The organism is Caballeronia sp. PC1, assembly GCF_021353155.1.
GTDB lineage: Bacteria > Pseudomonadota > Gammaproteobacteria > Burkholderiales > Burkholderiaceae > Caballeronia > Caballeronia cordobensis.
Genome location: NZ_JAJUBH010000002.1, coordinates 152,032 through 175,312, shown reverse-complemented (window position 1 = coordinate 175,312; position 23,281 = coordinate 152,032). Strand labels below are relative to the sequence as shown.

The 23,281-nt window shown below is 64.2% G+C and carries 19 protein-coding genes; 4 read left to right on the top strand and 15 right to left on the bottom strand.

From position 1 onward, the window contains the following. From LY284_RS16610 to LY284_RS16590, 5 genes are read right to left on the bottom strand one after another with little or no spacing between them, the layout of a single operon-like run. Positions 1 to 1,590 carry an NAD(P)/FAD-dependent oxidoreductase gene (locus tag LY284_RS16610; protein WP_233387325.1) on the bottom strand — a complete coding sequence of 530 codons (1,590 nt, stop codon included), beginning with the start codon at positions 1,588 to 1,590 and terminating at the stop codon, positions 1 to 3. A 15-nt stretch (positions 1,591 to 1,605) separates the two neighbouring features. After that, positions 1,606 to 2,478 (bottom strand): ABC transporter permease, encoded by an 873-nt coding sequence (locus LY284_RS16605; protein ID WP_233387324.1) that lies wholly within the window; start codon positions 2,476 to 2,478, stop codon positions 1,606 to 1,608. Next, positions 2,475 to 3,308, bottom strand: a complete 834-nt coding sequence (locus LY284_RS16600) for an ABC transporter permease (protein WP_045453249.1) — start codon at positions 3,306 to 3,308, stop codon at positions 2,475 to 2,477. The genes LY284_RS16605 and LY284_RS16600 overlap by 4 nt, the downstream gene beginning before the upstream one ends. A gap of 17 nt (positions 3,309 to 3,325) precedes the next feature. Next, positions 3,326 to 4,411: an ABC transporter substrate-binding protein gene (locus LY284_RS16595; protein ID WP_053568985.1), complete on the bottom strand. Its 1,086-nt coding sequence runs from the start codon at positions 4,409 to 4,411 to the stop codon at positions 3,326 to 3,328. Positions 4,412 to 4,462: 51 nt separating this feature from the next. Beyond that, entirely contained in the window at positions 4,463 to 5,956 is a 1,494-nt protein-coding gene (locus LY284_RS16590; RefSeq protein WP_233387323.1) for an aldehyde dehydrogenase, read from the bottom strand. A gap of 141 nt (positions 5,957 to 6,097) precedes the next feature. Here LY284_RS16590 and LY284_RS16585 point away from each other — a divergent pair, with 141 nt between their 5' ends. Beyond that, complete coding sequence (locus LY284_RS16585; RefSeq protein ID WP_233387322.1) at positions 6,098 to 6,991, top strand: LysR family transcriptional regulator; 894 nt, start codon at positions 6,098 to 6,100, stop codon at positions 6,989 to 6,991. A gap of 23 nt (positions 6,992 to 7,014) precedes the next feature. Here LY284_RS16585 and LY284_RS16580 read toward each other — a convergent pair whose 3' ends face one another. Then, positions 7,015 to 7,653, bottom strand: a complete 639-nt coding sequence (locus LY284_RS16580; protein WP_233387321.1) for a helix-turn-helix domain-containing protein — start codon at positions 7,651 to 7,653, stop codon at positions 7,015 to 7,017. Positions 7,654 to 7,736: 83 nt separating this feature from the next. Then, positions 7,737 to 10,187 (bottom strand): FAD-dependent oxidoreductase, encoded by a 2,451-nt coding sequence (locus tag LY284_RS16575; RefSeq protein WP_233387320.1) that lies wholly within the window; start codon positions 10,185 to 10,187, stop codon positions 7,737 to 7,739. Between the two features lie 132 nt (positions 10,188 to 10,319). Here LY284_RS16575 and LY284_RS16570 point away from each other — a divergent pair, with 132 nt between their 5' ends. Both LY284_RS16570 and LY284_RS16565 read left to right on the top strand, forming a co-directional pair. Continuing rightward, complete coding sequence (locus LY284_RS16570; protein ID WP_233387319.1) at positions 10,320 to 12,401, top strand: acetate--CoA ligase family protein; 2,082 nt, start codon at positions 10,320 to 10,322, stop codon at positions 12,399 to 12,401. A 3-nt stretch (positions 12,402 to 12,404) separates the two neighbouring features. After that, entirely contained in the window at positions 12,405 to 13,214 is an 810-nt protein-coding gene (locus tag LY284_RS16565; RefSeq protein WP_233387318.1) for an enoyl-CoA hydratase/isomerase family protein, read from the top strand. Between the two features lie 24 nt (positions 13,215 to 13,238). Here LY284_RS16565 and LY284_RS16560 read toward each other — a convergent pair whose 3' ends face one another. The 5 genes from LY284_RS16560 to LY284_RS16540 form a co-directional block, all read right to left on the bottom strand. Further along, positions 13,239 to 14,231, bottom strand: coding sequence for an ABC transporter substrate-binding protein (locus tag LY284_RS16560; RefSeq protein ID WP_233387317.1), 993 nt, complete (start codon positions 14,229 to 14,231; stop codon positions 13,239 to 13,241). Between the two features lie 28 nt (positions 14,232 to 14,259). Then, on the bottom strand, positions 14,260 to 15,429 hold the full coding sequence (locus tag LY284_RS16555) for a Gfo/Idh/MocA family protein (RefSeq protein WP_233387316.1): 1,170 nt from the start codon (positions 15,427 to 15,429) through the stop codon (positions 14,260 to 14,262). After that, a complete protein-coding gene (locus tag LY284_RS16550) occupies positions 15,429 to 16,754 on the bottom strand; it encodes a Rieske 2Fe-2S domain-containing protein (protein ID WP_233387315.1) in 1,326 nt (441 codons plus the stop codon). Before LY284_RS16550 ends, LY284_RS16555 begins: the two co-directional genes overlap by 1 nt. Positions 16,755 to 16,773: 19 nt before the next feature. After that, a complete protein-coding gene (locus LY284_RS16545) occupies positions 16,774 to 17,736 on the bottom strand; it encodes a PDR/VanB family oxidoreductase (protein ID WP_233387314.1) in 963 nt (320 codons plus the stop codon). 178 nt (positions 17,737 to 17,914) lie between these two features. After that, positions 17,915 to 19,240 carry an MFS transporter gene (locus LY284_RS16540; protein WP_075644250.1) on the bottom strand — a complete coding sequence of 442 codons (1,326 nt, stop codon included), beginning with the start codon at positions 19,238 to 19,240 and terminating at the stop codon, positions 17,915 to 17,917. A gap of 264 nt (positions 19,241 to 19,504) precedes the next feature. Between LY284_RS16540 and LY284_RS16535 the strand changes: the two genes are divergently transcribed. Further along, positions 19,505 to 20,092, top strand: coding sequence for a MarR family winged helix-turn-helix transcriptional regulator (locus LY284_RS16535; RefSeq protein ID WP_014250408.1), 588 nt, complete (start codon positions 19,505 to 19,507; stop codon positions 20,090 to 20,092). Between the two features lie 133 nt (positions 20,093 to 20,225). Here LY284_RS16535 and LY284_RS16530 read toward each other — a convergent pair whose 3' ends face one another. The 3 genes from LY284_RS16530 to LY284_RS16520 form a co-directional block, all read right to left on the bottom strand. Continuing rightward, positions 20,226 to 21,350: a branched-chain amino acid ABC transporter substrate-binding protein gene (locus LY284_RS16530; protein ID WP_053568972.1), complete on the bottom strand. Its 1,125-nt coding sequence runs from the start codon at positions 21,348 to 21,350 to the stop codon at positions 20,226 to 20,228. A gap of 68 nt (positions 21,351 to 21,418) precedes the next feature. After that, positions 21,419 to 21,769, bottom strand: a complete 351-nt coding sequence (locus tag LY284_RS16525) for a cupin domain-containing protein (protein WP_233387313.1) — start codon at positions 21,767 to 21,769, stop codon at positions 21,419 to 21,421. 14 nt (positions 21,770 to 21,783) lie between these two features. Continuing rightward, positions 21,784 to 23,187, bottom strand: a complete 1,404-nt coding sequence (locus LY284_RS16520) for an FAD-binding oxidoreductase (protein WP_233387312.1) — start codon at positions 23,185 to 23,187, stop codon at positions 21,784 to 21,786. Between the last annotated feature and the right edge of the window lie 94 nt (positions 23,188 to 23,281).

Below are 23,281 nucleotides of genomic sequence, written 5' to 3'. Positions count from 1 at the left end.
TCAATGTTTCTCCGCGCGCATCACTACCTGCGCCGCGTTGTGTCCCGGCACGCCCGTCACGCCGCCGCCCGGATGCACCGACGCGCCGCACTGATACAGGCCCTTCACCGGCGTCCGGTAATCCGCCGCGCCCTGCACCGGACGCCGGAAGAAAATCTGGTCCGCGCTCAGTTCGCCGTGATGCACGTGCCCGCCCGGCAGCGCGAAAATGCGTTCGAGATCGAACGGCGAGAGCACCTGCGCGTCGTCGATGCATTCGCGGATATCCGGCGCATACGCGGCGAGCGTATCGATCACGATGTCGTAAAGATGCGCGCGCTGCGTCTCCCACGTTCCCTCGCGCAGCGCATACGGCGCGTGCTGTCCGAAGATGCTGATGAGATGCTTGCCCGCCGGCGCGACGCTCGGATCGACCGCGCTCGGCGTCATCACGACGAGCGCCGGATGCGGCGAGATTTCGCCGTACTTCGCGGCATCCCAGGCGCGTTCGAGATACTCGACCGACGGCCCGATGCGCACTTGCGCCGGATACGCGAAGCCCGCCGCCGCGGCGTCGAAATCGGTGAAGGTCGGCAGGCGGTTGAGCGCGAGATGCACCTTGAACGCCGTCGAGCGATCCCTAATCTGGCCGACGCGCGTAAGAAATTGCGGCGCGACGTGCCGCGCGTTGACGAGCCGCTGAAACAGCACCTTCGTCGCAACGTTCGAGATCACGCAACCCGCCGCGATGTGTTCGCCCGATTCGAGCCGCACGCCCACCGCGCGCGCGCCTTCGATCAGCACTTCGGCCACCGGCGCATCGCAGCGCACCTCCATGCCGTGCGCCTTGCCCGATGCCGCGATCGCATCGGAGATCGTGCCCATGCCGCCGCGCACGAAACCCGCCGGGCCTGCGCTCGTCGTGTGGTCGCGAATGAAGCCGCGCAGCAGCACATACGCCGATCCGGGCGAGCAGATGCTGGTCGCCGCGCCGCCGCACGACGCGTAGAAACCGAGCGCCGCGATCATCTCGTCGGAGCGGAACCAGCGCGCGAGGAAATCGCGCGCGGACAGCGTGAGCACGTCGTAAAGCTCGTAGAACTGCTCGCCCATGTCGCGAAAGCGCCATGCGAAACCGAGCAGCTTGCCGCGCGCGGACAACGCGTGATCGGCAGGATCGGGTGGGATCTCCCACAGCATGTCGGAGACTACTTTGCCGAGCTTCGTCATATGCGCACGATAAGCGCCGTAGGCATCGGCGTCCTCGCGGCTGAAGCGCGCGATGTCCGCACGCAACTGCTCGCCATCCGCGCGGAACACGAGACTGCGCCCGTTACCGTAGAGATGCAGCATCGGCGGCGGCGCAACGATCTCGTAGCCGTACTTCGCAAGCTCCAGTTCCTCGATGATGCGCGGCTGCAGGAGCGCCTGCGTGTAGGAGGCCGTCGAGACGCGATAGCCCGGCCACACGGCCTCGCTCACCGCCGCGCCGCCCGCGATTTCGCGCCGCTCCAGCAGGCACACGGCAAAGCCCTTGCGCGCGAGATACGCGCCGCACACGAGCCCGTTGTGCCCCGCACCGATGATCACCGCGTCGTATCGTTTGGCCATGTTGTCGGGTCCGGATTATTGTTCGGCGGACGCGTCGCGCCGCTGCAAGGCCATGATGCCGAGACACACGAAAAGCGAGATCAGCGTGAGCAGCGTGGATACCGCGGCGAGCACCGGCGACACCTCCCAGCGGATCGCGCTGTACATCTTGACCGGCAGCGTGGTCGTTTGCGGGCCGGAGATGAAGTACGCGACCACGACTTCATCGAACGAAAGCAGGAACGCGAACAGCATGCTCACGGCCACCGACGCGCGAATCTGCGGCAGCACGACCTGAAAGAAAATGCGCACGCGGCTCGCGCCCATCACCAGCGCGACCGCTTCGAGCGATGCATCCGCGTGACGCAGGCCCGAGCCCACCGCGATCACGACGAACGGCACCACCAGCACCGCATGCGCGAGCGCGAGGCCCCACACGGTATTGACGAGCGCGAACATCGAAAACTGCTTGTAGATGCCGAGGCCGAGCACGACGACCGGCACGAGCATCGGCGTGATGGCGAAGGTTTCGAGCACGCGCTTGCCGGGAAAGCGGCCGCGCGCCAGTGCATACGCGCCAGGCACGCCCACGCCGATCGATATCGCCGACGCGATGAGCGCGACCGATACGCTCGTCACGCATGCGCCCCACCACGCGGGATCGGCGAAGAACTGCTTGAAGAGCGCGAGCGAAAACGTCTTCGGCGGGAACGTGAGTTCGGTGCCGCCGCCGAACGAGATCGGCACGATGACGAGGCTCGGCAGCAACAGGAACAGATAGCCGCACCATCCGCCGAGCGCGCCGAGCACGCGCAACGTCCTGCGCCAGTCGCGGCGCGCGGGTTCGGGGCGGGCAACCATGTCTCGACCGTCGGAGCCATCGGTCACGCGGGTTGCGGTATCCATCATGCGAGCGCCTCCCTGCCCTGCTGCACGCGGCCGAGCATGCCGATCAAGATGCCGGAGAGCACGAGCAGCATCATCGCGATGGATGCGGCGAGCGTCCAGTCGAGCGTCGTGCGCGTATAGAAGTCGATCAGGTTCGCGAGCATCATGTCGCGCGGCCCGCCGAGCAATGCGGGCGTGATGTACATGCCCATCGACAGCGTGAGGCACATCAGCACGCCCGCGATCACGCCGGGCATCGAGAGCGGCAGCGTGATGCGCGCGAAGATCATCCATGCACCCGCGCCCATCATCTCGGCGGCGAACTTGAGATTGCGATTCTGCGTGGTGAGGCTCGTGAGAATCGGCAGCACCATGAATGGCAGAAGATAGTTAGTCATGCCGATGACTACACCGGCGCGATTGAACATCAGTTCCGGATGCCACGCGTCGCCGGACAGCCAGCCCGCGAGTCTCGCGACGATGCCCGCGCTGCCGAGCACCACGGTGAACGCATAGCTCTTCACGAGAATGCTGGTCCAGAACGGCAGCATCACCATGACGAGATACGGCGCGCGTTTCGATGCGGGCAAGCGCGCGAGATGCAGCGCGACGATATAGCCGAGCACGAGGCTCGCGAGCGTGGCGAGCGCGCTGATCGTGAGCGTATTGACGAGCACGCGATGAATCAGCGGATTGGTCAGCACCTGCTCGTAGCCGCGCAGCGTGAAGCGCTGGTCCCAGATGCTCGACCATCCGACCACGCCCAGCGGCCACAGAAAGAACACCGCGAGCAGCGCATAGAGCGGCAGCAGCATCACGACGACGGTCTTCACGTTCAGCGTGTAGTTCATCGCGCGTCTCTATCGGATTACGTGAGCATCCAGGTCGTGAAGCGGTTCTGCAGCGCGTCGTAGTGATCGCCCCACCAGGCATCGTTGACGATGACGCTGTTCCTGTCGTGCATGTCCGGCATGCGCGCCTTCGCGGCGGCGGACATCAGCGGCATCGCGGCGGCGACGTTCGGCGCGAACTCGACCATCTCGCAGAACGCAGCCTGACGGTCCGGGCGCAGACAGAACGCGACGTACTGCATGGCGGCCTGCGTGTTCTTGCCGTACTTCGGCACCGCGAGATATTCGAGGCTGTTGAGCGTCTGCTTCATCGACATCTGGATGGAGGTGCCCGCGCGCTGCGCCGGCAAGACGCGGCTCAGATACGTGTACGTGTAGTCGAGCTCGTTGCTCGCGATGAGCGTGACCGTTTCCGGCGTCGTTTCGATCCACTTGCGCACGGCGGGCTTGATGCGGTCCATCGCCTTGAAGGCGCGTTCGACATCGAGCGGATAGAGCTTGTCGGGCGCGACGCCGTCCGCGAGCAAGGCCATCTCCAGATTCTCGCTCACGCGCGGACGCAAGCCGCGCCGCCCCGGAAACGCCTTCACGTCCCAGAACTCGGCGTAGGTCGTCGGCGGCTTCGCGGTGCGCTTCGGATCGAAGCCGATGCCGCCCGCGAACGAATACGTGCCGACGAAATCCGCGGCGGTCTTCGTGACGAGCCCGTCCGTCTTGACGATGGCCGGATCGAGCTTCTCCCACATGCCCGCGCGCGAACCCGCGACGATCTGCGGCCCGACGCTGTCGAACACGTCCCACGACACGTTCTTCGATTCGACCTGCACCTTCATGCGCGCAAGGTCCGCGCTGTTGACAAGCGTCACCGCGATGCCCGTCTCCTTCGTGAACGGCTCGGCGAACGCGCCGCGAATCGCCGCTTCGTACGCGCCGCCCCAACATGTCACGCTGATGTTCTTCGACTGCGCGCGCACGATGGCCGGCGCGCCGAGCAGCGCCGCGCCGGCGAGCGCGCCCGCCTGTTGCAGGAACGCGCGTCTCGTTCGGGACGCGCGCGGTGAAGCATCGGAAATCGTATCGGGCTTGACGGCGGGCGTTTTCATGATGGTCTCCACGCTTGCGCGAAAGGGAAAAAATGACGCGTCGTTGCAGGCTTATCCGGCGATCCAGATGGCTTTCCAGTCCATATATTTATCGAAGGCGTGCATCGACTTGTCGCGGCCGAAGCCCGACTGTTTGAATCCGCCGAACGGCGACGACATCGTGCCGCGATCGAAACAGTTGACCCACACGACGCCCGCCTTCAGTTGCCGCGAGACCTGCTGCGCGCGTGCGACGTTCGACGTCCAGACGGCGGCGGCAAGGCCGTAGATCGTGTCGTTGGCGACGCGCACCGCTTCTTCCGGCGACTCCACCGTGATCGCCGACAGCACCGGCCCGAAGATTTCCTCGCGCGCAATGCGCATGTCGTTGCTCACGCGATCGAACACGGTCGGCTCGATGAAGTAGCCGCCCGTGTCCGCCCGTGCCGCACGCCCGCCCGCGATCACGCGCGCGCCGTCCGCGCGGCCCGCGTCGATGTACGACATGACCGTTTCGTGCTGCGACTGGCTGACGATCGCGCCCATCTTCGTCGCGGGATCGAGCGGATCGCCGGGCACGAGTTCGCGGGCGATCCGCGCGACCTTGTCGAGCAGTTCGTCGCGCACGGCGGCCTGCACGATGAGACGCGAGCCCGCATTGCAGACCTGCCCGCTGTTGGCGAAGATGCCGGACGCGACGGCGCGCGCGGCGGCGTCGAGATCGGGGCAATCGTCGAGCACGATATGCGGGCTCTTGCCGCCGCATTCGAGACCCACGCGCTTGATGTTCGACTGGCCCGAGTACTGCATGAAAAGCTTGCCGACGGCGGTCGAACCGGTGAAGCCGACCGCATCCACGTCCATGTGCAGGCCGAGCGCGCGGCCCGCCGTTTCGCCGTAGCCGGGCAACACGTTGAGCACGCCCGGCGGCAGGCCCGCTTCCATCGCCAGCGCGGCGATGCGGATCGCGGTGAGCGGCGACTGTTCCGCGGGCTTGAGCACGACCGAGTTGCCCGCCGCGAGCGCGGGGCCGAGCTTCCAGCTCGCCATCGACAGCGGATAGTTCCACGGCACGACCGCCGCGACCACACCGAGCGGTTCGCGCACGATCATCGTCGTCATGTCGGGGGCGGCGGGCGCGGTTTCGCCGTACAGCTTGTCGATAGCCTCGCCGTACCACTGGATGCAGGTCGCCGAGCTGACGATGTCGCCGTTGTAGGCGTTGGCGATGGGCTTGCCGACATCGAGCGATTCGAGCAGCGCCAGTTCTTCGCGGTGTTCCATGATGAGCTGCGCGAACTTCAGCATGACGGCCTTGCGTTCGGCGGGCGCGCGGCGCGACCACACGCCGGATTCGAATGCGCGGCGCGCACTCGCCACCGCGGCATCGACGTCTTCCGCGCCGCATTCCGCGATCTCGGCGATGACGCGGCCCGTCGCCGGATTCAGCGTCTCGAAGGTCTTGCCCGAGAGCGCGGCAACGTATTGTCCGTCGATGAACGCGCGGCCTTCGGGCCGGATTTCCTGGGCGCGAGCGCGCCACGCCGATGCGTCGGGAATGCTCACAGCAAAGCTCCTTTTTGACGAGTGTTGTTGCGTGTTCCACCTGCGATGACAATCAGTGTACGGTGTCAAAACCATGAAAACCAATACATTCTGCTAAGCTTGTTCCTGCCAGAAAGTTATACCCTCACGACAGGCCTCGTCATGCTCAAAGTGCGTCATCTGGAGATTTTTCGCGCCGTCGTGAAGGCGGGCAGCGTGTCGGCGGCGGCGCGTCTTTTGTATGTGTCGCAGCCCGCCGTCACCAAGACGCTGCGCATGCTCGAAGAGGAAATCGGCCTGACGCTGTTCTTGCGCGTGAAGGGGCGGCTCGTCTGCACGCCCGAAGCCGAAGCCATCCTGCCGGATATCGAACGCCTTTTCGGCAGCGTGCAATCGATCGCCGAAACCGCGCGCGAAATTCAGCAAGGGCAGCGCGGGTCGATCCGCGTATCGACCGTATCGATGCTCGCGACGACCATCGTTGCGCGCGCGGTCGGCGAGTTCCGCAAGACGCATCCGTATGTCGAGTTCGATATCCGCGCGCTGCCCACGCGCCATGTGGTCGAGTACGTGAACAACAATCAGGCGGACTTCGGCATTCTGGACGTGGCCGCGCCTTCGGGCACGCTGGAAGTCGAGGAATTCTGCAGCGCCGAATTGCACTGCGTGATGCGCGCCGAACATCCGCTCGCCGCGCGCAAAAGCGTCACGCCGAAGATGCTCGATAAGGAGACCATCGCGACATTCGGCGAAGACACGCTGACCGGCTGGCGTCTGCGCGAGGCGTTCCGTTCGCAAGGAAGAGTGTTCACGAGCGCGTTCGTGTCCAACAGCACGCCGGTGCTGTGCGCGCTGGTGCGCGAAGCGAATGCGGTGGCGCTCGTCGATCCGTTTGCGCTGATGGGCCGCTCGTTCCCCGATCTCGCCGCGCGGCGCTTTTCGCCCGCCGTGCCGGTCGAACCGCGCTTTCTGTTCGCGCCGGGGCGGCCGCGTTCGGTGATCGTCGATCAGTTCGTCGCGCAGCTCAAGCGGACGGCGGAACAACTGACGGTTTGATCGACGCGCGGCGGCGTGCTTCGTCAGTAAGTCGGCGGGGAAATGACCCAGACGACGACCGCGTCCGTCTCGCCGCGATTCGCCCATCGGAACGGCTCGCGCACGATGCGAAAACTGTCGCCGGGCGAGAGATGGAACAGGTGATCGCCGATCCACATATCGAGTTCGCCCGACACCAGATAGCCTTCTTCCTCCGTGTCGCGCAGCGTCGCTTCGGCGAGCGCCGCGCCGGGCGCGAACGTGCTGAGAAAGGTCTCGAAGGCCCCGCCGATATCCGGCGACAGCAATTCCTCGACAAGCCCGTCCGTCGCGGAACCGAGCCGCCGCCGCGCGCCCGCGCGCACCACGCGCCCGACTTCCGCCGCCGGCTTTTTCTCCGACATGAAGAACCAGCCGAGCGGCACGCCGAGCGTATGCGCGACGCGTCGCAGATCGGAAATCGAAATCTCCGCGCGGCCGCGTTCGAGCTGGCTGATGAAGCTGACCGAACGCCCCGTTGCGAGCGCGATTTCCGCGAGCGTCTTCGATCGCGCCTTGCGCAGCTTGCGAATCTCCTGCCCGAGCGCGACCTGATCCATGCCCGGATCGTCGATGAAATCCGCCTCGTTCCTGTGTACCGCACCGCGCGCCATTGACGCCTCCACGCCTGCCGATGTTTGCATCGCCGAAAAATTTCCGGCCTGAATTTCTTCTGCAAGAAAATGCATTGTACCGTCGCTCGTTCACGGCGCGCTCCGCGGTGTCGTCAGCTTTTGATCCGCGCGTTCTCCGGATCGTAGAAAGGCGCGAGGCTCGCCTGCGCCGGCACGCGCTCCCATGCGACTTCGATCTCGAACGCGTTGTCCGCAAGCCACTGCGCGGTGACGCCCGCGTCGTGCGTCACGTAGCCCATGCCCAGCGATGCGCCCAGCCGATGCCCGAACATGCCCGACGTGATCGACCCGACGATCTCGCCGCCGCACCAGATCGGCTCCTCGTGATACAGCAGCTTCGACGGATCGCTGAGCCTGAACTGGACCATGCGCCGCGTTTGCGGCGTGCGCGTGCGCGCCTCGCGCAGGGCATCGAGGCCGATGAAGCCGCCCGCCTTCTCCCACGCGACGCAGAAGCCGAGCCCCGCGTCGAGCGGGTTGTCCGCGATGCCGATATCGTGCCCCCAATGGCGATAGCCCTTCTCGGTGCGGCAACTGTTCATCGCGTGATAACCGGCGAGGCGCAGGCCGAACGGCGCGCCTTCGTCCATCAGCCGGTCGTAGACATGGACGGCGAACTCCATCGGCACATAGAGTTCCCAGCCCAGTTCGCCGACGAAGGTAATCCGGCTCGCCCGAACGCGCGCGTAGCCGATCTCGATCTCGCGCGATGTCGCGAACGGAAAGCGCGCATCGGACAGATCTTCGCCGGACAGCTTTTCCAGCAACGCGCGCGATTGCGGACCCATGACGCCTAGCACGGCATAGCTCGATGTCACATCGGTGGCAATGCAGCGCGCATCGGCGGGCAGATTGCGTTCGAGCCACGAGAAATCGCGCGTCTGCGTGGCGCCCGCCGTGACCACCATGTACGCCTGCGGACCGGTGCGCGTGATCGTGAGATCGGCCTCGATGCCGCCGCGCGCGTTCAGCCATTGCGTGTAGACCATCTTGCCGACGGGCACATCCACATTCGATGTCGACAGCCAGTTCAGCGCGCGCGTCGCGTCCGGGCCCTGCACCATGAACTTCGCGAACGAGGTCTGATCGAACAGCGCGACCGCATCGCGCACGGCGCGGCATTCGTCGGCGCAGCGGTCGAACCAGTTCTGCGGGCCCCAGCTATAGACGTATTTCGCGTCGCTGCCCGGCGGCGCGTACCAGTTCGCGCGCTCCCATCCGGCGACCTCGCCCATCACCGCGCCCGCCGCGACGAGCCGGTCGTGCAGCGGCGAACGGCGTGCGCCACGCGCGGTCTCGACCTGACGGAACGGCCAGTGCATCGCATAGAGCAGGCCGAGCGTTTCCGTGGTCCGGTCGCGCAGATACGCCTTCGTGCCCTGAAACGGATGCATGCGCCGCACATCCACGTCCGAGAGATCCGCGGGCGGATGACGATCGCGAATCCATTGCGCGAGCGCCTTGCCCGCGCCGCCCGAACTCTGGATGCCGATGGAATTGAAGCCGCACGCGACGAACAGATCGCGCACTTCCGCCGTCTCGCCGAGCAGATAGCGATCGTCCGGCGTGAAGCTTTCCGGCCCGTTGAAGAACGTCTTGATGCCGGTGCGTTCGAGCACGGGCACGCGCCGCGCGGCATCGAGCAGAATCGGCTCGAAGTGATCGAAGTCGTCGGGCAAGGCGTCGAAACAGAAGTCTTCGGGGATGCCGCTCATGCCCCACGGTTTCGCCACCGGCTCGAACGCGCCGACGAGCAGCTTGCCCGCGTCCTCCTTGTAATACGCGCATTCGTCCGGCACGCGCAGCACGGGCAGATTGTTCGGCAGCCCGTCGACGGCTTCGGTGACGATATAAAAATGCTCGGCCGCGTGCAGCGGAATCGACACGCCGGCCGCCGCGGCCAGTTCGCGCGACCACATGCCCGCGGCCAGCACGACGGTGCGGGCCTTGAGCACGCCTTCTTCCGTCTGCACGCCGACCGCGCGCCCGTTCTCGACCAGCAGCTTCTCCACCTTCAGGTTTTCGACGATCTTCGCGCCGCGCATGCGCGCGCCCTTCGCGAAGGCCTGCGTGATATCGGTCGGATTCGCCTGGCCGTCCTTCGGCAGAAACACGCCGCCGACGACGCCGTCGAGATCGAGCAGCGGCCAGAGACGCGTGATGTCGTCGCGGCCGATCACCTGCACGTCGAGCCCGAAATTCTTCGCCATCGACGCGCCGCGCTTCAGTTCCTGGAAGCGCTCGTGGTTCAGCGCAACGCTCACCGAACCGTTCTGCTTGAACCCGGTCGCCTGACCAGTTTCGCGCTCCAGTTCGTAGAGCAACTCGGACGTGTATTTCGCGAGTTCGGTCAGTTGCCGGCTGCTGCGCAACTGGCCGATCAGGCCCGCCGCGTGCCAGGTCGTGCCGCAAGTCAGCTGCCGCCGCTCCAGCAACACGACGTCGGTGATGCCGAGCTTCGTCAGATGATAGGCGATCGAACATCCGACGATACCGCCGCCCACGATCACCACCTCCGCCTGCGCGGGAAGTCTGTCTGCCATGTTCGAACGTTCCTCTGCCGTAAGTTGTCCGCGTTACTTTGATAAAAAAATAATCGCTAAAAATTTTTTCAGCAAACATTTTTTGATTTCGCGTTATTCTTCGATCACGTTCCGCACCTTGGCGAGAGGAAGATGAACGCAAGCCCCCGCGACGCCCACGCATCGATGCGCGCCCTGCTGCTGCCTCGATCCATCGCCGTGATCGGCGTGTCCGAGCGCGAGGGCGCATTCGGCAGCAAGGTGCTGCGTTCGATCGCGGGCAGCGGATTCGCCGGCCACGTCCATGCGGTGAACCCGAAAGCGCCGCTGATCGACGGCGTGCAGGCGTATGCGGATATCGCGTCCATTCCCGAACCGGTCGATTGCGTGGCGCTCGCCATCAACGAAGCGCGTATCGAAGCGGCGCTCGCCGACGCGATCCGTTCCGGCGTGCGCGCGGCGGTGATTTTCGGCAAACTCTCCGGCGACGCCGCCGCGCCCGATTCGCCGTTCGCGCGCGTGCAGGCGCTCGCGGCGTCGGCGGGCATGGCGATCTGCGGCAGCAATTGCATGGGCTTCGTCAGCGACGCGGTCCGCCTGCAAATGACGTCGATGCCGTTCCGCAACCTCGTCGCGGGTGGCGAAGTCGCGCTGGTCTCGCACAGCGGCTCGACATGGAGCGGGCTGCTCGGCAACCGGCGCGACATCGACTTCAACTTCGCGGTCTCGGCGGGACAGGAGATCGCGACGACGGCCGCCGATTACATCGACTTCTTCGCGGCGCAGCCTTCGACCCGCGTGATCGCCTGCGTTCTCGAAACCGTGCGCGATCCGGACGCGTTTCTCGCCGCCGTGGACGCTTGCGCGGCGCGCGGCATCGCCGTGATCGCGCTGAAGCTCGGGCGCAGCGTCGCGGGACGCGCGTTCGCGCAGTCGCATTCCGGCGCGCTGGCCGGCAGCGCGGACGTGTACGACGCGGTATTCGAGCGGCATCGCGTGATCGCCGTGCGTTCGCTCGACGAAATGCTGAACACGGTCGAGCTCTTTCGGCATGCGCGCCGGCCGCGTTCGGCGGGCATCGGCATCGTGACGGATTCGGGCGGCGAGCGGCAGTTGATCGCCGACTGGGCCGAATCACTCGATATCGCGTTTCCGGCGCTTTCGGCGCGCACATCGCAACGCATCCAGCCCTTTCTCGACGCGGATACCGCCGTCGCCAATCCGCTCGATTACTGGGGCGATCAGGGCGCGCCCGCGCTGGAACCGTGTCTGCAAGCGATGGCCGATGCCGACGAAATCGGCACGGCGGTGCTCGCGAGCAACATGCCCGACGGCCGCGACTTCCTGCTCGACTGCTCGAAGGCCGCGCTCGCCGTGCATCGGATGACGGACAAGCCGCTCGTCGTGATGAGCCATGTCAGCGCGACGCTTTCGCCGGGCGAAGCGCTGCGGTTGAGGAAGGCGGGCATTCCGGTGTTGGCCGGCACCGAGAACGCATTGCGCGCGCTGAAACACTTTTCGCGGAGCGCGCTGCATGCCGCGCCGCGCACGGTGCGAAGCGAACCGTCCGCCGATGCGATCGCGCTGCTGAACGCCGAGCCGCGCGCACTCAGCGCAGACGCAGGCTTCACGCTGCTGTCGCGCAGCGGCATCGGGGTCGCGCCGTGGCGTGTCGTGCAGGATGCGGATAGCGCGATACAGTTCGCGCGCGAGGCCGGCTATCCGCTCGTCGCGAAGATCGACGATCCGGCCGTGCTGCATAAATCCGATCTGGGCGGCGTGCTGCTCAATCTCCACGACGACGCCGCGCTGCGCGATGCGTTCGCGCGTCTCACCGAAGGCCGCGCCGGCAAGCAAGTGCTCGTGCAGAAGCAGTTGCGCGGCGTCGAACTGATCGTCGGCATGAGCACGGACGAGCAATTCGGCCCGGTGTTCACCATCGGCGGCGGCGGCATCTTCGTCGAAATTTTCAAGGACAGCTTCATCAGCCTGCCCGGCGAATCCGCAGCCGTGCTGCGCGGCAAGCTCGAAACGCTGCGCGTGTTTCGCCTGCTGCAAGGCGCGCGCGGACAGCCACGCGCCGATATCGAGCACGTGATCGACACGATCCTGCGTTTCATCGATACCTTCAACGCGCTCGCGGACACGATCCGCGAAGTCGAGGTGAATCCGTTCATCGTGACCGGCGACGCGATGCAGGCCGCCGACATACTCATCATTCGCCAGGGGACGTAAGCCATGCCCAACAGCTTTTCGACGATACAACTCGATATCGACGATCGCGTCGCGAGCATCACGCTGAACCGCCCCGAGCGGCTGAACGCGATCGACTCGACGATGATCGCCGAGATGCGCGACGTGTTGCGCGCGCTCGAAGACGATGACGGCGTGCGGGCGATCGTGCTCGCGGGCGCGGGGCGCGCGTTCTCGGCGGGCTTCGATCTGAAGGAGTCCGCCGAGAAGAACTACACGACGGCGGCCGAATGGAAAGCGGTGCTGCGCAAGGACTTTGATTTCATCATGTCGTTCTGGCACTGCCGCAAGCCGATCGTCGCGGCGGTGCACGGACACTGCCTCGCCGGCGCGCTCGAAATGGCGGCTGCGTGCGATATCACCATCGCCGACGACACCGCGATCTTCGCCGAGCCGGAAGTGAAATTCGGCTCCGCGATCGTGTCGCTGATCCTGCCGTGGATCATCGGGCCGAAACTGGCGAAAGGCCTGTTGCTGACCGGCGACGACATCACCGCGCAGCGCGCCTATGACTACGGCCTCGTCAACGAAGTCGTGGCGACGGGCGAGCATCTCGCGCGCGCGATGAAAGTGGCGCGCGCGATTGCATCGGCCGCGCCCGCTTCGGTTCAGCTTACGAAGTCGTACGTGAACCGGAGCGTGGACTACAGCGGCTTCAGCGCCGCGCTCGAAGCGGCGCTGGACTGCGCGATCATCGCCGAATCGGCGCAGGGGCCGGAACGCGCGGAGTTCAACCGGATCAGGAAGGAGGAAGGGTTGAAGGCGGCTATCGAGTGGAGGAATGGACGGCGGTAGGGGCTACCTTTCCACCGCACACCCTCAAATCTTGAAACTCTCCAGCGTAGCCGGATGAAACAGTTCCTCCGGCTGCAGCAACCTGCTCGACAAACCCTCCTCATGATGCCGCTTCAAAAAGCGCGACAACACATGCCGGTTCGGCTCGAAGCCATACGACCAGAAGTCGTCGCCCATCAGACGGCGCGCATTGCGCAACTGCTCTTCGACGAACGGCAGCGTCACCTTGGTCGCCGACGTATCGCTCAGCTTCGCGAGCGCGACCGCCTTGCTCTTCTCGAAGGCCTTCGCGACCGCGCCCGGCAGCCACGGATGCTGCTCCGCAAGCGAGCGACGCACGCCCAGCAGATGCATGATCGGGAACAGCTTCGTGCGCGCGTACCAGTCGGCGGCGGCCTTCTGCGGATCGTCGTAGAGATACTTCACGTTCGGATGGCCGTTCGTGAAACATGACGGCGCGCGCGGACCGATGAGCGCATCGATCTCGCCCGAAGCGAGCATGCCGGAAATCGTCTGGTTCTCGGGCGCGTTTTCGAGCCGAACGTCTTCGGGCAGCTTGAGACTGATCTTCTCCAGACGCCCGGCTTCTTCGTAACCGCCGCGTATCCACGTCACGTCCGATGCCTTCACCCCGTGATCTTCTTCGAGGAATAACCGCGCCCACACGTTGGCCGTCAGCTGATACTCCGGCACGCCGATGCGCTTGCCCTTCAGATCGGCGGGCGATTCGATGCCGCGATCGTTGCGCACGTAGATCGACGTATGGCGAAACGCACGCGACGGGAAAATCGGCACGGCGATATACGGGCTCGTGCCCGCCGCCGTCTTCACGCTATAGCTCGACAGCGACAGTTCGCAGATGTCGTAATCCGCGTGACGGAATGCACGAAAGAAAATCTCCTCCGGGTCCTGCAGCATGAAGACCGGATCGACGCCGTCGATCTGCACTTCGCCGTCGACGAGCGGCCGCATGCGATCGTAATTCCCCACCGCCACGGACAGGTTCAGCTTACTCATATTCAATATTCCTTATTAATTCGAAAATTCACTCGCCGATAAGCACGTCGCGCTGTTCCGCACTCGAACGCAGCATCGCGAGACATATCTCCAGTGTGCCGCGCGCCCATGCGCCGTCGTGCAGCGGCGCGATGCCGCCATGCACGGCCGCCACGAGTTCGTCGATGACTTCGGCGCGCGGCACCACGGGCGCATCGAGCGCGATCCGTTCGCGCCGTTCGTCGCCGTAGATGACGATGCCGTCCGACATCGGTCGCAAATCGCCGCGCTCGCATGACACGATCAGCGGCCCGAAGTGCTGATGTCCGCGCGCATCGGGCACTTTCGATGCAGGCGTGTAAGCGTTGCCGCCGTATGTGCCCGCCGCCTTGAGCCGCGCCTCTTCTTCGCCCGACGCAACCCGCGATAGCTTTCGACGCGCGGCGCCATACTCGTCCGCATTGCGCGCCTGACCCATTTCACCGATCCAGCCGGTCCATTCATCCGAGTCGAAATGCGCGTAGCCGTTGTACGAAAGCGTCGCGAACGCGCCGTTCTCGAACCATAGCGTCGCGGTGTACGCGCCTTCGGTCGCACGCTTCGCATCCCAGTTGCCGACTGCCGCGCGGATGCGCGTCGCGCGGCTGCCCGCGAGCATGCGCACGATATCCACCTGATGCGCCGCCTGACTGAACACCGCGCCGCCGCCCTCTTCGGTCTTCAGTTCCTCGGGGCGACGCGGCCGATACAGATAATCCGTGTAGTTGAGCGCGTGAATCATCTTCACGCTGCCGAACGCACCCGACGCGATCAGCTCGCGCGTGCGCAGATAAGGCGTATCGAAGCTATGACAATGACCGACGATCAGATGCACGTTCGCTTCACGGCACGCGTCGATCATGTCGTCGCATTCGGCGAGCGACAGCGCCATCGGCTTTTCGACGAGCACATGCTTGCCGTGCGATGCCGCGATCCGCGTATGCGCCGCATGAAACTGATGCGGGCTCGCGATGTAGATCGCATCGATGTCCGGGCGCTTCGCGAGCACGTCGATACTGTCGAAGGCGGGCGCGTCGAAGTCGGCTTCGAACTGCGCGCGCGCCGTCTCGCGCGGATCGCAAGCCGCGACGAGCTGCACGCGCGTATCGGCGAGAAACGTCGGCAGCATCAGCGAGAAGGCGCGGCCCAGTCCCGCTATACCGAGTCGAATCTTCTCCATCAGACCTGAACCTGATAGTTCGATTCGAGTTCCGGCGCGGCCTCTCCGGCAGGTTCGACCCACACCGGATGCGCGGCGTACTGCTTCCAGTCGGTGTCCTTCGGCACCATCGCCTGGAAAGAGCACACGCTGCGCGGAATCGCCTTGCCGCCGGTGCCGATGGCCGCTTCGCCCGACTGAAACTCCTTCAGCGCGTCGAGCATGCGGCGGCGAAATTCGACCACCGCGACATCGCTCGCGCCGAGCCGCTCTTCTGTGCGATCCGCGACCGCGCCCATCGTCACCCACATCGCGATGTCCTGATTCGGAAAGCCCTTGATGCCCGTGAAGTTGCCCGCCTTCATCGCTTCGCGATCCTGCCAGAAGCGGTTGTCGTGATTGCGCAGCGGCCGGTAGTACGCGTCGAGATCGATGCCGACCTGCTGTCCGAGAAACTTGCGCCACGTTTCGGTTTCCGGCGTCTTGTCGGCATGTCCCCACGCCATGAAATAGAACGCGGTGCTGGTGTCGTCGCACGGCACGTTGATGTTGGCGACGTTGTACAGGTTGTTCGGCGGAATCAGCGCGGTGGCCGGCGCGACGAACACGGTCGAGCGCACGTAGTCGTGCGTGGCGGCGTTCTGAATCGGGCGGCGCAGCGCGGCATAGCGGAAGCCGTAGCTCGTGCGATGCACCTGCATGCGCGGCGCCTTGTCCGTCGACGGACGCAGCCAGTTCTTCGAGGTCGCCTCCGCGCCGCCGACGCGCGCCGGCACGAAGTCCGACGAATGCAGGCTCGAACTGTGCGCCGAATCGATCGCGCCTTCGAGAATCTGCGCCCAGTTGCACGGCAGAATCGCTTTCGCGATGCTCACGCGCGTCTCTTCGGTCGGCGCCCACGCAGGCGGGACGAACTCGGGAATCGCGTCCTGCGGTCCCATGTACGCCCAGACGAAACCGCCCCATTCCTTCGTTTCATAGGCCTTGTGCTTCGTCTTCTTCGTCATGTCGCTGCACGAAGGCTCGGAGACCATTTCGACGACATTGCCCTTCACGTCCATCTTCCAGCCGTGATAGAGGCAGCGCAGGCCGCCATCCTCGTTGCGCCCATACACGAGCGACACGCGCCGATGCGGGCAGTATTCGTTCATCACGCCGACGTTGCCGTCGGTGTCGCGGAATACGACAAGATCTTCCCCGAACACGCGCGCCTTGACGGGCGCGCCGTCCGGCTCGCTGACTTCCTCGATGAGGCACACGGGCGTCCAGTGACGGCGCATCAGCTGACCCATCGGCGCATCGCCTTCGACACGGCACAGCAATTCGTTTTCTTCATGCGTGAGCATTGACGCTTCTCCAGATATTTCAAAGATCGAGTACAAGTTCTTCGCTCTTCGCACGCGACACGCAGATCATGATCTGATCGCGCTTCTCGTCGTCGCCGAGCACCATGTCGCGATGGTCCGCCTCGCCCGCGCACAGCGTCGTGCGGCACGATCCGCACGTGCCGCTCTCGCAGGAGCTCGGCGCGCGAATGCCGTTGTCGCGCAGGATTTCGAGGATCGAGCGGTCTTTCGGAATCTCGAAGGAGCGGCCCGAGCGTTCGAGCTTCACGCTGAACGGCGTGTTGTCCGCCGCGCGCGACTGATCCACGCCGAAGCTCTCGAAATGCACGCTGCCCGTCGGCCAGTGGCCGGTCATGTCGCGCACGCCGTCCATCAGCGCGCGGGGGCCGCAGCAGTAGACATGCGCGCCGCTGCCGGGCTTTTCGAAGACCGGCCAGAAATCGAACGCGTTGGCGAGATCGCCGTGATCGTGATGAATCACCACATGCGGCTTCCATTCCGCGCTCGTCAGTTCATCGAGGAAAGCGGTCGTCTCCGGGCTGCGCGAGACGTAATACAGCTTGAAACGCGAGCCGGCGGTGGCCTTGAGGTGACGCATCATCGACAGCACCGGCGTGATGCCGATGCCGCCCGCGACGAACACGAAGCTGCGCGCGCGTTCGCTCAGTTCGAATTCGTTGCGCGGCTCGGAGACATCGATACGGTCGCCTTGTGCGACGTCGTCCGTCATGCTCATCGAGCCGCCGCGGCCCGCCGCGTCGCGCTTCACGGCGATCACGTAGCGGTCGGTTTCGTCCGGATCGTTGCACAGCGAATAGTTGCGGTTCGCGCCGCTCGGCACGCGCACCGTCAGATGCGCGCCGGCCGTGAACGGCGGCAGCTCGCGCCCGGCTTCATCGCGCAATTCGAAACGGAAGATGCCTTCCGCCACCGCGTCCTTCTTCGTCACCACGAGGGTCCTGAATGACAGTTCGTCGTTCATTGCACCTGCTCCCTGCTTGTCGCCTCAATCGATCGGGCCAGCCTCGGCGTCGATCACCATGTCGTTTATATTAGATATCTAATCATTTTGAAGCAAGCGGGTTTTCCCTGAAATCGTCTGCAAATGAAAAACGGCGCCTTCATGACGAAGGCGCCGCCCATGCTGCGAGAATCGATGCTCAAGGATGTTTTTCAGCGTGCTCGCGCAGCGTATTGGCCGGCACGCCGATCAGCACGGCGAGGCCGCCGAGCATCACGATCGCGGCGATCGCGGACAGACCGATCGCGAGACTGCCGGTCATCGTCTTGATCCAGCCGAGCGCAATCGGCCCGCAGAACGCGCCCACCTGCCCCAGACTGCTGATCGCGCCGATGCCTGCGGCCGCGGCATCATCGGAGAGATAGGCAGGTGGAATCGACCAGATGATCGCGGCCGCCCCAAAGTACGAGATGGAGATCATGCCGAGGCAGATGATGGCCGCCGCCGTGTTGCCCGACAGCACGGGCAGCAGAAAGCCGCCCAGCGCGCCCACGGCCGTGCACAGGAAGAAGTGCCAGCGCCGCTCCAGCGTCACGTCGGAACTGCGCGCCACCGCGAACATGCCGAGCGCGCCGATGATGTACGGCAACGCGGACAGCAAGCCGACGTTGAGCACATCCGACACACCCGCCTGACGGATGATGGTGGGCGTCCAGTAGTTGAGGATCGTGCCGCACAGCGGCACCGTGCCCCAGCCCGCCGCAAGGATATACACGCGGGGATCTTTCAGCGCCACCAGCAACTGATGACGCGTGTGCTTCGCGGGCTTCTTTTCGGCGCGGTCGGCGGCGAGCGCATCGAGGATGATTTTCTTCTGCTCGTCATCGAGCCAGCGCGCATCTTGCGGACGATCGACGAGATAGAAGAACGCGACGATGCCCATCAGCAGTGCGGGCAGGCCTTCGAGGAAAAACAGCCATTGCCAGTTTTTGTAGCCGAGCACATCGACGAAGTTATGCAGGATCCAGCCCGACAAGGGCCCGCCGATGATGCCCGCCGCGGCGATCGCCAGCAAAAAGCGCGACGTGATGCGCGCGCGCCGCGCGCCGGGGTACCAGTACGTCAGATACAGGATGATGCCCGGCCAGAAACCCGCCTCGGCCGCGCCGAGCAGAATCCGCGCGACGTAGAACTGCATCGGCGTGGTCATGAACGCCATCGCGGTGGAAATGCCGCCCCACAGAATCATGATGCGCGAGACGGTCAGGCGCGCGCCGATCTTCTTGAGCCACAGCGTGCTCGGCACTTCCAGCGAGATATAGCCGATAAAGAACAGGCTCACGCCGAGACCGTACGCCGCATCGGACAAGCCGAGGTCCTGCTTCAGATGCAACTGCGCGAAGCTGACGTTCACGCGGTCCAGATAGTTCAGCACCCAGCAGACGAAGATGAACGACATCAATCGCCAGGTGACCTTGTGATAGGTGGCCTCGACGCGCGCGTCCGCCGCGTCCGATTCCGACATGAATTGCGTGACTGTGGATTTGGCCACCAAACGTCTCCGATTCCCGTGCTCATGAGGACGATGCGCCGGCGCGTGCGGCGTTCACCGCCTCGTCCGGGCATCTGCGATTTTTATTCGATATCTAATCATAATGGTAAGGAGACGGCTGGACGCGAACAAGTTCGGGTTTGCACGGAGAGACCTGTCCGATCTCCGGACAGCAGGACGATTGACCCACCGGCTATCATGTCGGGGGAAAGAACCGCTCTACGAAAAGACACTGTCATGACACGAAAGAAGACTGTAGAAGGCGCGCCGCCGGAAACCGCCGAGATGCTGCGCCACTGGCACGAATCCGTGCCGAACGACCGCCTCGCGCACCTCGTCAAGGACGCCACGCGCTCGATGGTGCGCGCATTGCAGATGCGGCTGGCGGAGCACTCGGTGTCGTTCGGGCACTGGACTTTCCTGCGTATCCTGTGGGAAACCGACGGCCTCACGCAGCGCGAACTCAGCGAGCAGGCGGGCGTTATGGCGCCAACGACCTTCGCCGCCGTGACCGCGATGGAAAAGCTCGGGCTGGTCGAGCGTCAGCAGCGTCCCGAGAACAAGAAGAACACGCATGTGTTTCTGACGGCCGAGGGCCGCGCGCTGAAGGACAAGCTCGTGCCGCTGGCTGAGGAAGTCAACGAGATCAGCGTGACGGGCCTGAGCGAGCGCGATATCAAGGTCGCGCGCAAAGTTCTCCTGACGATCATCGAAAATCTGGCGGACGACGAGTCCGGATCGACGAACCCGATGCGACGCGTCTTGTCGACGCGCGAACTGGGCAAGCTGATCGCCGAGCGCGGCGAGAGTCTGGAGGATGTCTGAGGGGCTGCCATCGGGGACGTCGAGCCTTCGAGCCGTCGCAGTGACGGCTTCCCGGTTTGCTCGCCCGCCGACGGCAGCGGAATGAACGGCAGCGATCCCGCTCGCCGGTCAAAGCTTCTCAAAAAGTCGCCGCTTACCTGACATAAGGAACGGGCAAGCCGTTTCGAATGACATACACGGTTGTCGGCGCGCCCTTCAGATTCCCTTCGGCATCGAAGGAATACGTGCCGGCTATCCCCTTGTACTCTTCCTTCGCCAGTTGCGCGATCAACTTGCTCTTATCCGTCGTCGTCGCCGCTTTCGACATGGCATCGGCCAACATCTTCACGCCATCGTAGTAGTTGACTGCATAGACTTGCATGTCGATGTGATAGGTGTCTTTGTACTTCTTGATGAATGCTCTGCCTTCCTCGGTGCGGTCCAGAGCGGTTCCACCCTGGGAACAGTAGACAATCGAGGCCGCATCGCCTGCCACTCTTCCCATGTCGGCTGTACAGATGGCGTCCCCTCCCAGCAGCTTCGCTTTCAGACCGCGCTGCCGCATCTGTTTGACCATCGGCGCAGCTTGAGATGCGTAGCCGCCGAAGAAAATGACATCGGGATTCTTCGCTTTCAGCGCCGTGAGCACGCCAAGAAAATCCGTTGCCTGGCCGTTGGTGAACTGCTTGTCGATGATTTCCAGGCCGTTCGCCTTGGCCGATTCCTCGAACTGTTCCGCGATGCCCTGTCCATAGGCAGAACGGTCGTCGATGATTGCAACCGTTTTGGCCTTCAACTCTTTCGCCGCAAAGTCCCCCATCGTTCCGCCGAGCTGGGCGTCGCTCGCGCCGATCCGGAAAATGTTTTTGAAGCCTTGCTTGGTAATCGCGGGGTTCGAAGCGACGGGCAGGAGCGGAACCCCTGCATTGTTATAAACGCGCGACGCAGGAATCGCCACGCCCGAGTTGTACGGCCCCAAGACAGCGACGACATTGCGATCAACGAGAATCTGTGCAATCTGAACGCCGGTTTTGGGGTCGGCCTGGTCATCTTGCGACTCCAGTTTGAAAGTGACCTTCTTGCCCGCTACCAGCACGCCTTGCTTATTGAGTTCGTCGACAGCCATTCGCGCGCCGTTTTCATTGTCCTTGCCGTTCGCCGCTTGCGGTCCCGTTAGCGGGGCCGAGTGTCCGATCACGACGACTTCCTGTGCCATTGCCGGCAGCGTCAGCGTGACCGCTGCGCAGGCTGTCACGCCAAGCGAGATCAATTTATTCATGCTTCGTCTCCAGACAACAGGTCGGTGTTATAGATGCTATGCCGTCCGTGCCGACGGCGTGCATCGCGTTAATAAATAGCGTAGATCTTGCGAACGGGCTCGAGTACATCCCAGCGCCCCGTCCATCCGGGCGGCAAGACGACGAGGTCCCCGCCGGTGATCTCGGTCACTTCGCCCGTCGAGTCGTCGGTGAGCCGGGCACGCCCGGAAATGATGTACGTGAATTCGGTGTCCGGTCGATTGATCACCGGCCAGCCGCCTGGCTGACATTCCCAGATACCCAGATTGCCAATCGCCTCGGGCGCAACAGACTGGACGGCAATCTGGGGATCGCCGCTATCGGCCCCGGCTCGCTGGCCGGCTGAGGCGAGTCGAGCCGAAGCAATATCGGCGGCTTTGACGATGGTGAATTTCGCCATGTATCACTCCTTTTTCAATGGGCACCCGTCAGCTTTTCGAGAACCCGTGCTGTACGAGAAGGTTGGTTGGTTACACGTTCTTCGAAATCACTGAAGCCCGCCGCCGTGAGACCGCCATTGATGCCGATCCAGCGAAAAGGCTCCGGCTCCCAGGCCGGCGAGCGATGATTCACGACAGGCAACTGGTTGATCCCTTCTTCGCGATCGAGAATCAGATTGCGCAGGATGCGGCCCGCCAGGTTACTCGTGGCGACGCCATCGCCGACGTAGTTTCCCGCCCAGGCAATGCGCGCGTCTTTGTCCATGCTCACGGTCGGGCACCAGTCCCGTGACACCCCCAACGCGCCGCCCCAGCGATGCGTGATGCGGGCATCGGCCAGATCGGGAAAGAACTCGAGCATCGCGGCGTGGATGTTGGCATGCACCTTGTCGACCCGTTCATCCTCGGGTGCGATTCGGGAGCCGAAGCGGTAAGGCGCACCGCGACCGCCGAACACCAGCCGGCCTTCCGCCGTCACCTGTCCGTACACCCTAAGATGGCGCATGTCATTGAAGGCCAGGCGATGATCGAGTCCCAGCCGCTGACGAAGCTCTCGCGGCAGAGGCTCTGTCGCCAGCACCAGGGAATAAAGCGGAATGACGGAACGGCTGCTCGAGGGCACCTGGCAGGAAAATGCCTCGGTGGCACGCACCACCGTCCTTGCCGTGACGCCGCCGTGTGCCGTGCTCACCCGTCCGGGCGCGATGTGCAGAGCGGCCGTCTTCTCGAAGATTCGCGCGCCCATCGCTTCCACGGTGGCGGCCAGTCCCCGCACCAGCTTGCCGGGATGAATCAGCGCACAGTGCTCGGTGTAAAGCCCGCCTAGTACACGCTCGGCGCCGATCCGCATGGAAGCTTCCTTCGCATCGAGCGCGCGCCACTGATCCGGCAATCCAAAGCGAACCGACGCGTCCACCGAGGCTCGTATTCGATCGAACTGCGGCTGGCTGCGGGCAAGGGAAAGAAAACCCTGCTTTGCATAATCGGCATCGATGCATTCGAGATCGAGCACGCGCCCGATTTCGTCCACGGTCTCGTTCATCGCTGCCTGCAGATGCAATGCCGCGGCGTGCGAATACATATGCGCCACGCGTTCGAGCGAGATCGGAAATATTGCCGACGCCCAGCCGCCGTTGCGGCCCGACGCGCCGAAGCCAACCGTTTCCCGTTCCAGCAGAACGACGTTTAGCGATGGTTGAGCCTTCAGTAGATAGTATGCAGTCCATAACCCCGTATAACCCGCGCCGACGATGACGACATCGGCCTGCTCTTCCCGGGCCAGCGTTTCGCGCGCGGGCGCATCTTCATGCCACAGCGGGCGGTTCGGAAGTTGCGTCAGTTGCTTCAGCCGCGGATCGAGCTCCGTCCGGACAGGCATAGGGTTGTCTCCTGGAAACGAATCTGTCTTTTGTGACCTCCATTAAAAGCAATACGAGCCGGCAAAACCATGCGCAAAATTTCGGCTCGAAGAC

Excerpts from the sequence above, each read along its gene's own strand:
- LY284_RS16525 (WP_233387313.1), bottom strand. The coding sequence starts at position 21,769 with ATGGCGAAATTCACCATCGTCAAAGCCGCCGATATTGCTTCGGCTCGA.
- LY284_RS16560 (WP_233387317.1), bottom strand. The coding sequence starts at position 14,231 with ATGAGTAAGCTGAACCTGTCCGTGGCGGTGGGGAATTACGATCGCATG.
- LY284_RS16535 (WP_014250408.1), top strand. The coding sequence starts at position 19,505 with ATGACACGAAAGAAGACTGTAGAAGGCGCGCCGCCGGAAACCGCCGAG.
- LY284_RS16600 (WP_045453249.1), bottom strand. The coding sequence starts at position 3,308 with ATGAACTACACGCTGAACGTGAAGACCGTCGTCGTGATGCTGCTGCCG.
- LY284_RS16610 (WP_233387325.1), bottom strand. The coding sequence starts at position 1,590 with ATGGCCAAACGATACGACGCGGTGATCATCGGTGCGGGGCACAACGGG.
- LY284_RS16585 (WP_233387322.1), top strand. The coding sequence starts at position 6,098 with ATGCTCAAAGTGCGTCATCTGGAGATTTTTCGCGCCGTCGTGAAGGCG.
- LY284_RS16575 (WP_233387320.1), bottom strand. The coding sequence starts at position 10,187 with ATGGCAGACAGACTTCCCGCGCAGGCGGAGGTGGTGATCGTGGGCGGC.
- LY284_RS16530 (WP_053568972.1), bottom strand. The coding sequence starts at position 21,350 with ATGAATAAATTGATCTCGCTTGGCGTGACAGCCTGCGCAGCGGTCACG.
- LY284_RS16605 (WP_233387324.1), bottom strand. The coding sequence starts at position 2,478 with ATGATGGATACCGCAACCCGCGTGACCGATGGCTCCGACGGTCGAGAC.
- LY284_RS16580 (WP_233387321.1), bottom strand. The coding sequence starts at position 7,653 with ATGCAAACATCGGCAGGCGTGGAGGCGTCAATGGCGCGCGGTGCGGTA.
- LY284_RS16545 (WP_233387314.1), bottom strand. The coding sequence starts at position 17,736 with ATGAACGACGAACTGTCATTCAGGACCCTCGTGGTGACGAAGAAGGAC.
- LY284_RS16555 (WP_233387316.1), bottom strand. The coding sequence starts at position 15,429 with ATGGAGAAGATTCGACTCGGTATAGCGGGACTGGGCCGCGCCTTCTCG.
- LY284_RS16550 (WP_233387315.1), bottom strand. The coding sequence starts at position 16,754 with ATGCTCACGCATGAAGAAAACGAATTGCTGTGCCGTGTCGAAGGCGAT.
- LY284_RS16520 (WP_233387312.1), bottom strand. The coding sequence starts at position 23,187 with ATGCCTGTCCGGACGGAGCTCGATCCGCGGCTGAAGCAACTGACGCAA.
- LY284_RS16595 (WP_053568985.1), bottom strand. The coding sequence starts at position 4,411 with ATGAAAACGCCCGCCGTCAAGCCCGATACGATTTCCGATGCTTCACCG.
- LY284_RS16565 (WP_233387318.1), top strand. The coding sequence starts at position 12,405 with ATGCCCAACAGCTTTTCGACGATACAACTCGATATCGACGATCGCGTC.
- LY284_RS16540 (WP_075644250.1), bottom strand. The coding sequence starts at position 19,240 with ATGTCGGAATCGGACGCGGCGGACGCGCGCGTCGAGGCCACCTATCAC.
- LY284_RS16570 (WP_233387319.1), top strand. The coding sequence starts at position 10,320 with ATGAACGCAAGCCCCCGCGACGCCCACGCATCGATGCGCGCCCTGCTG.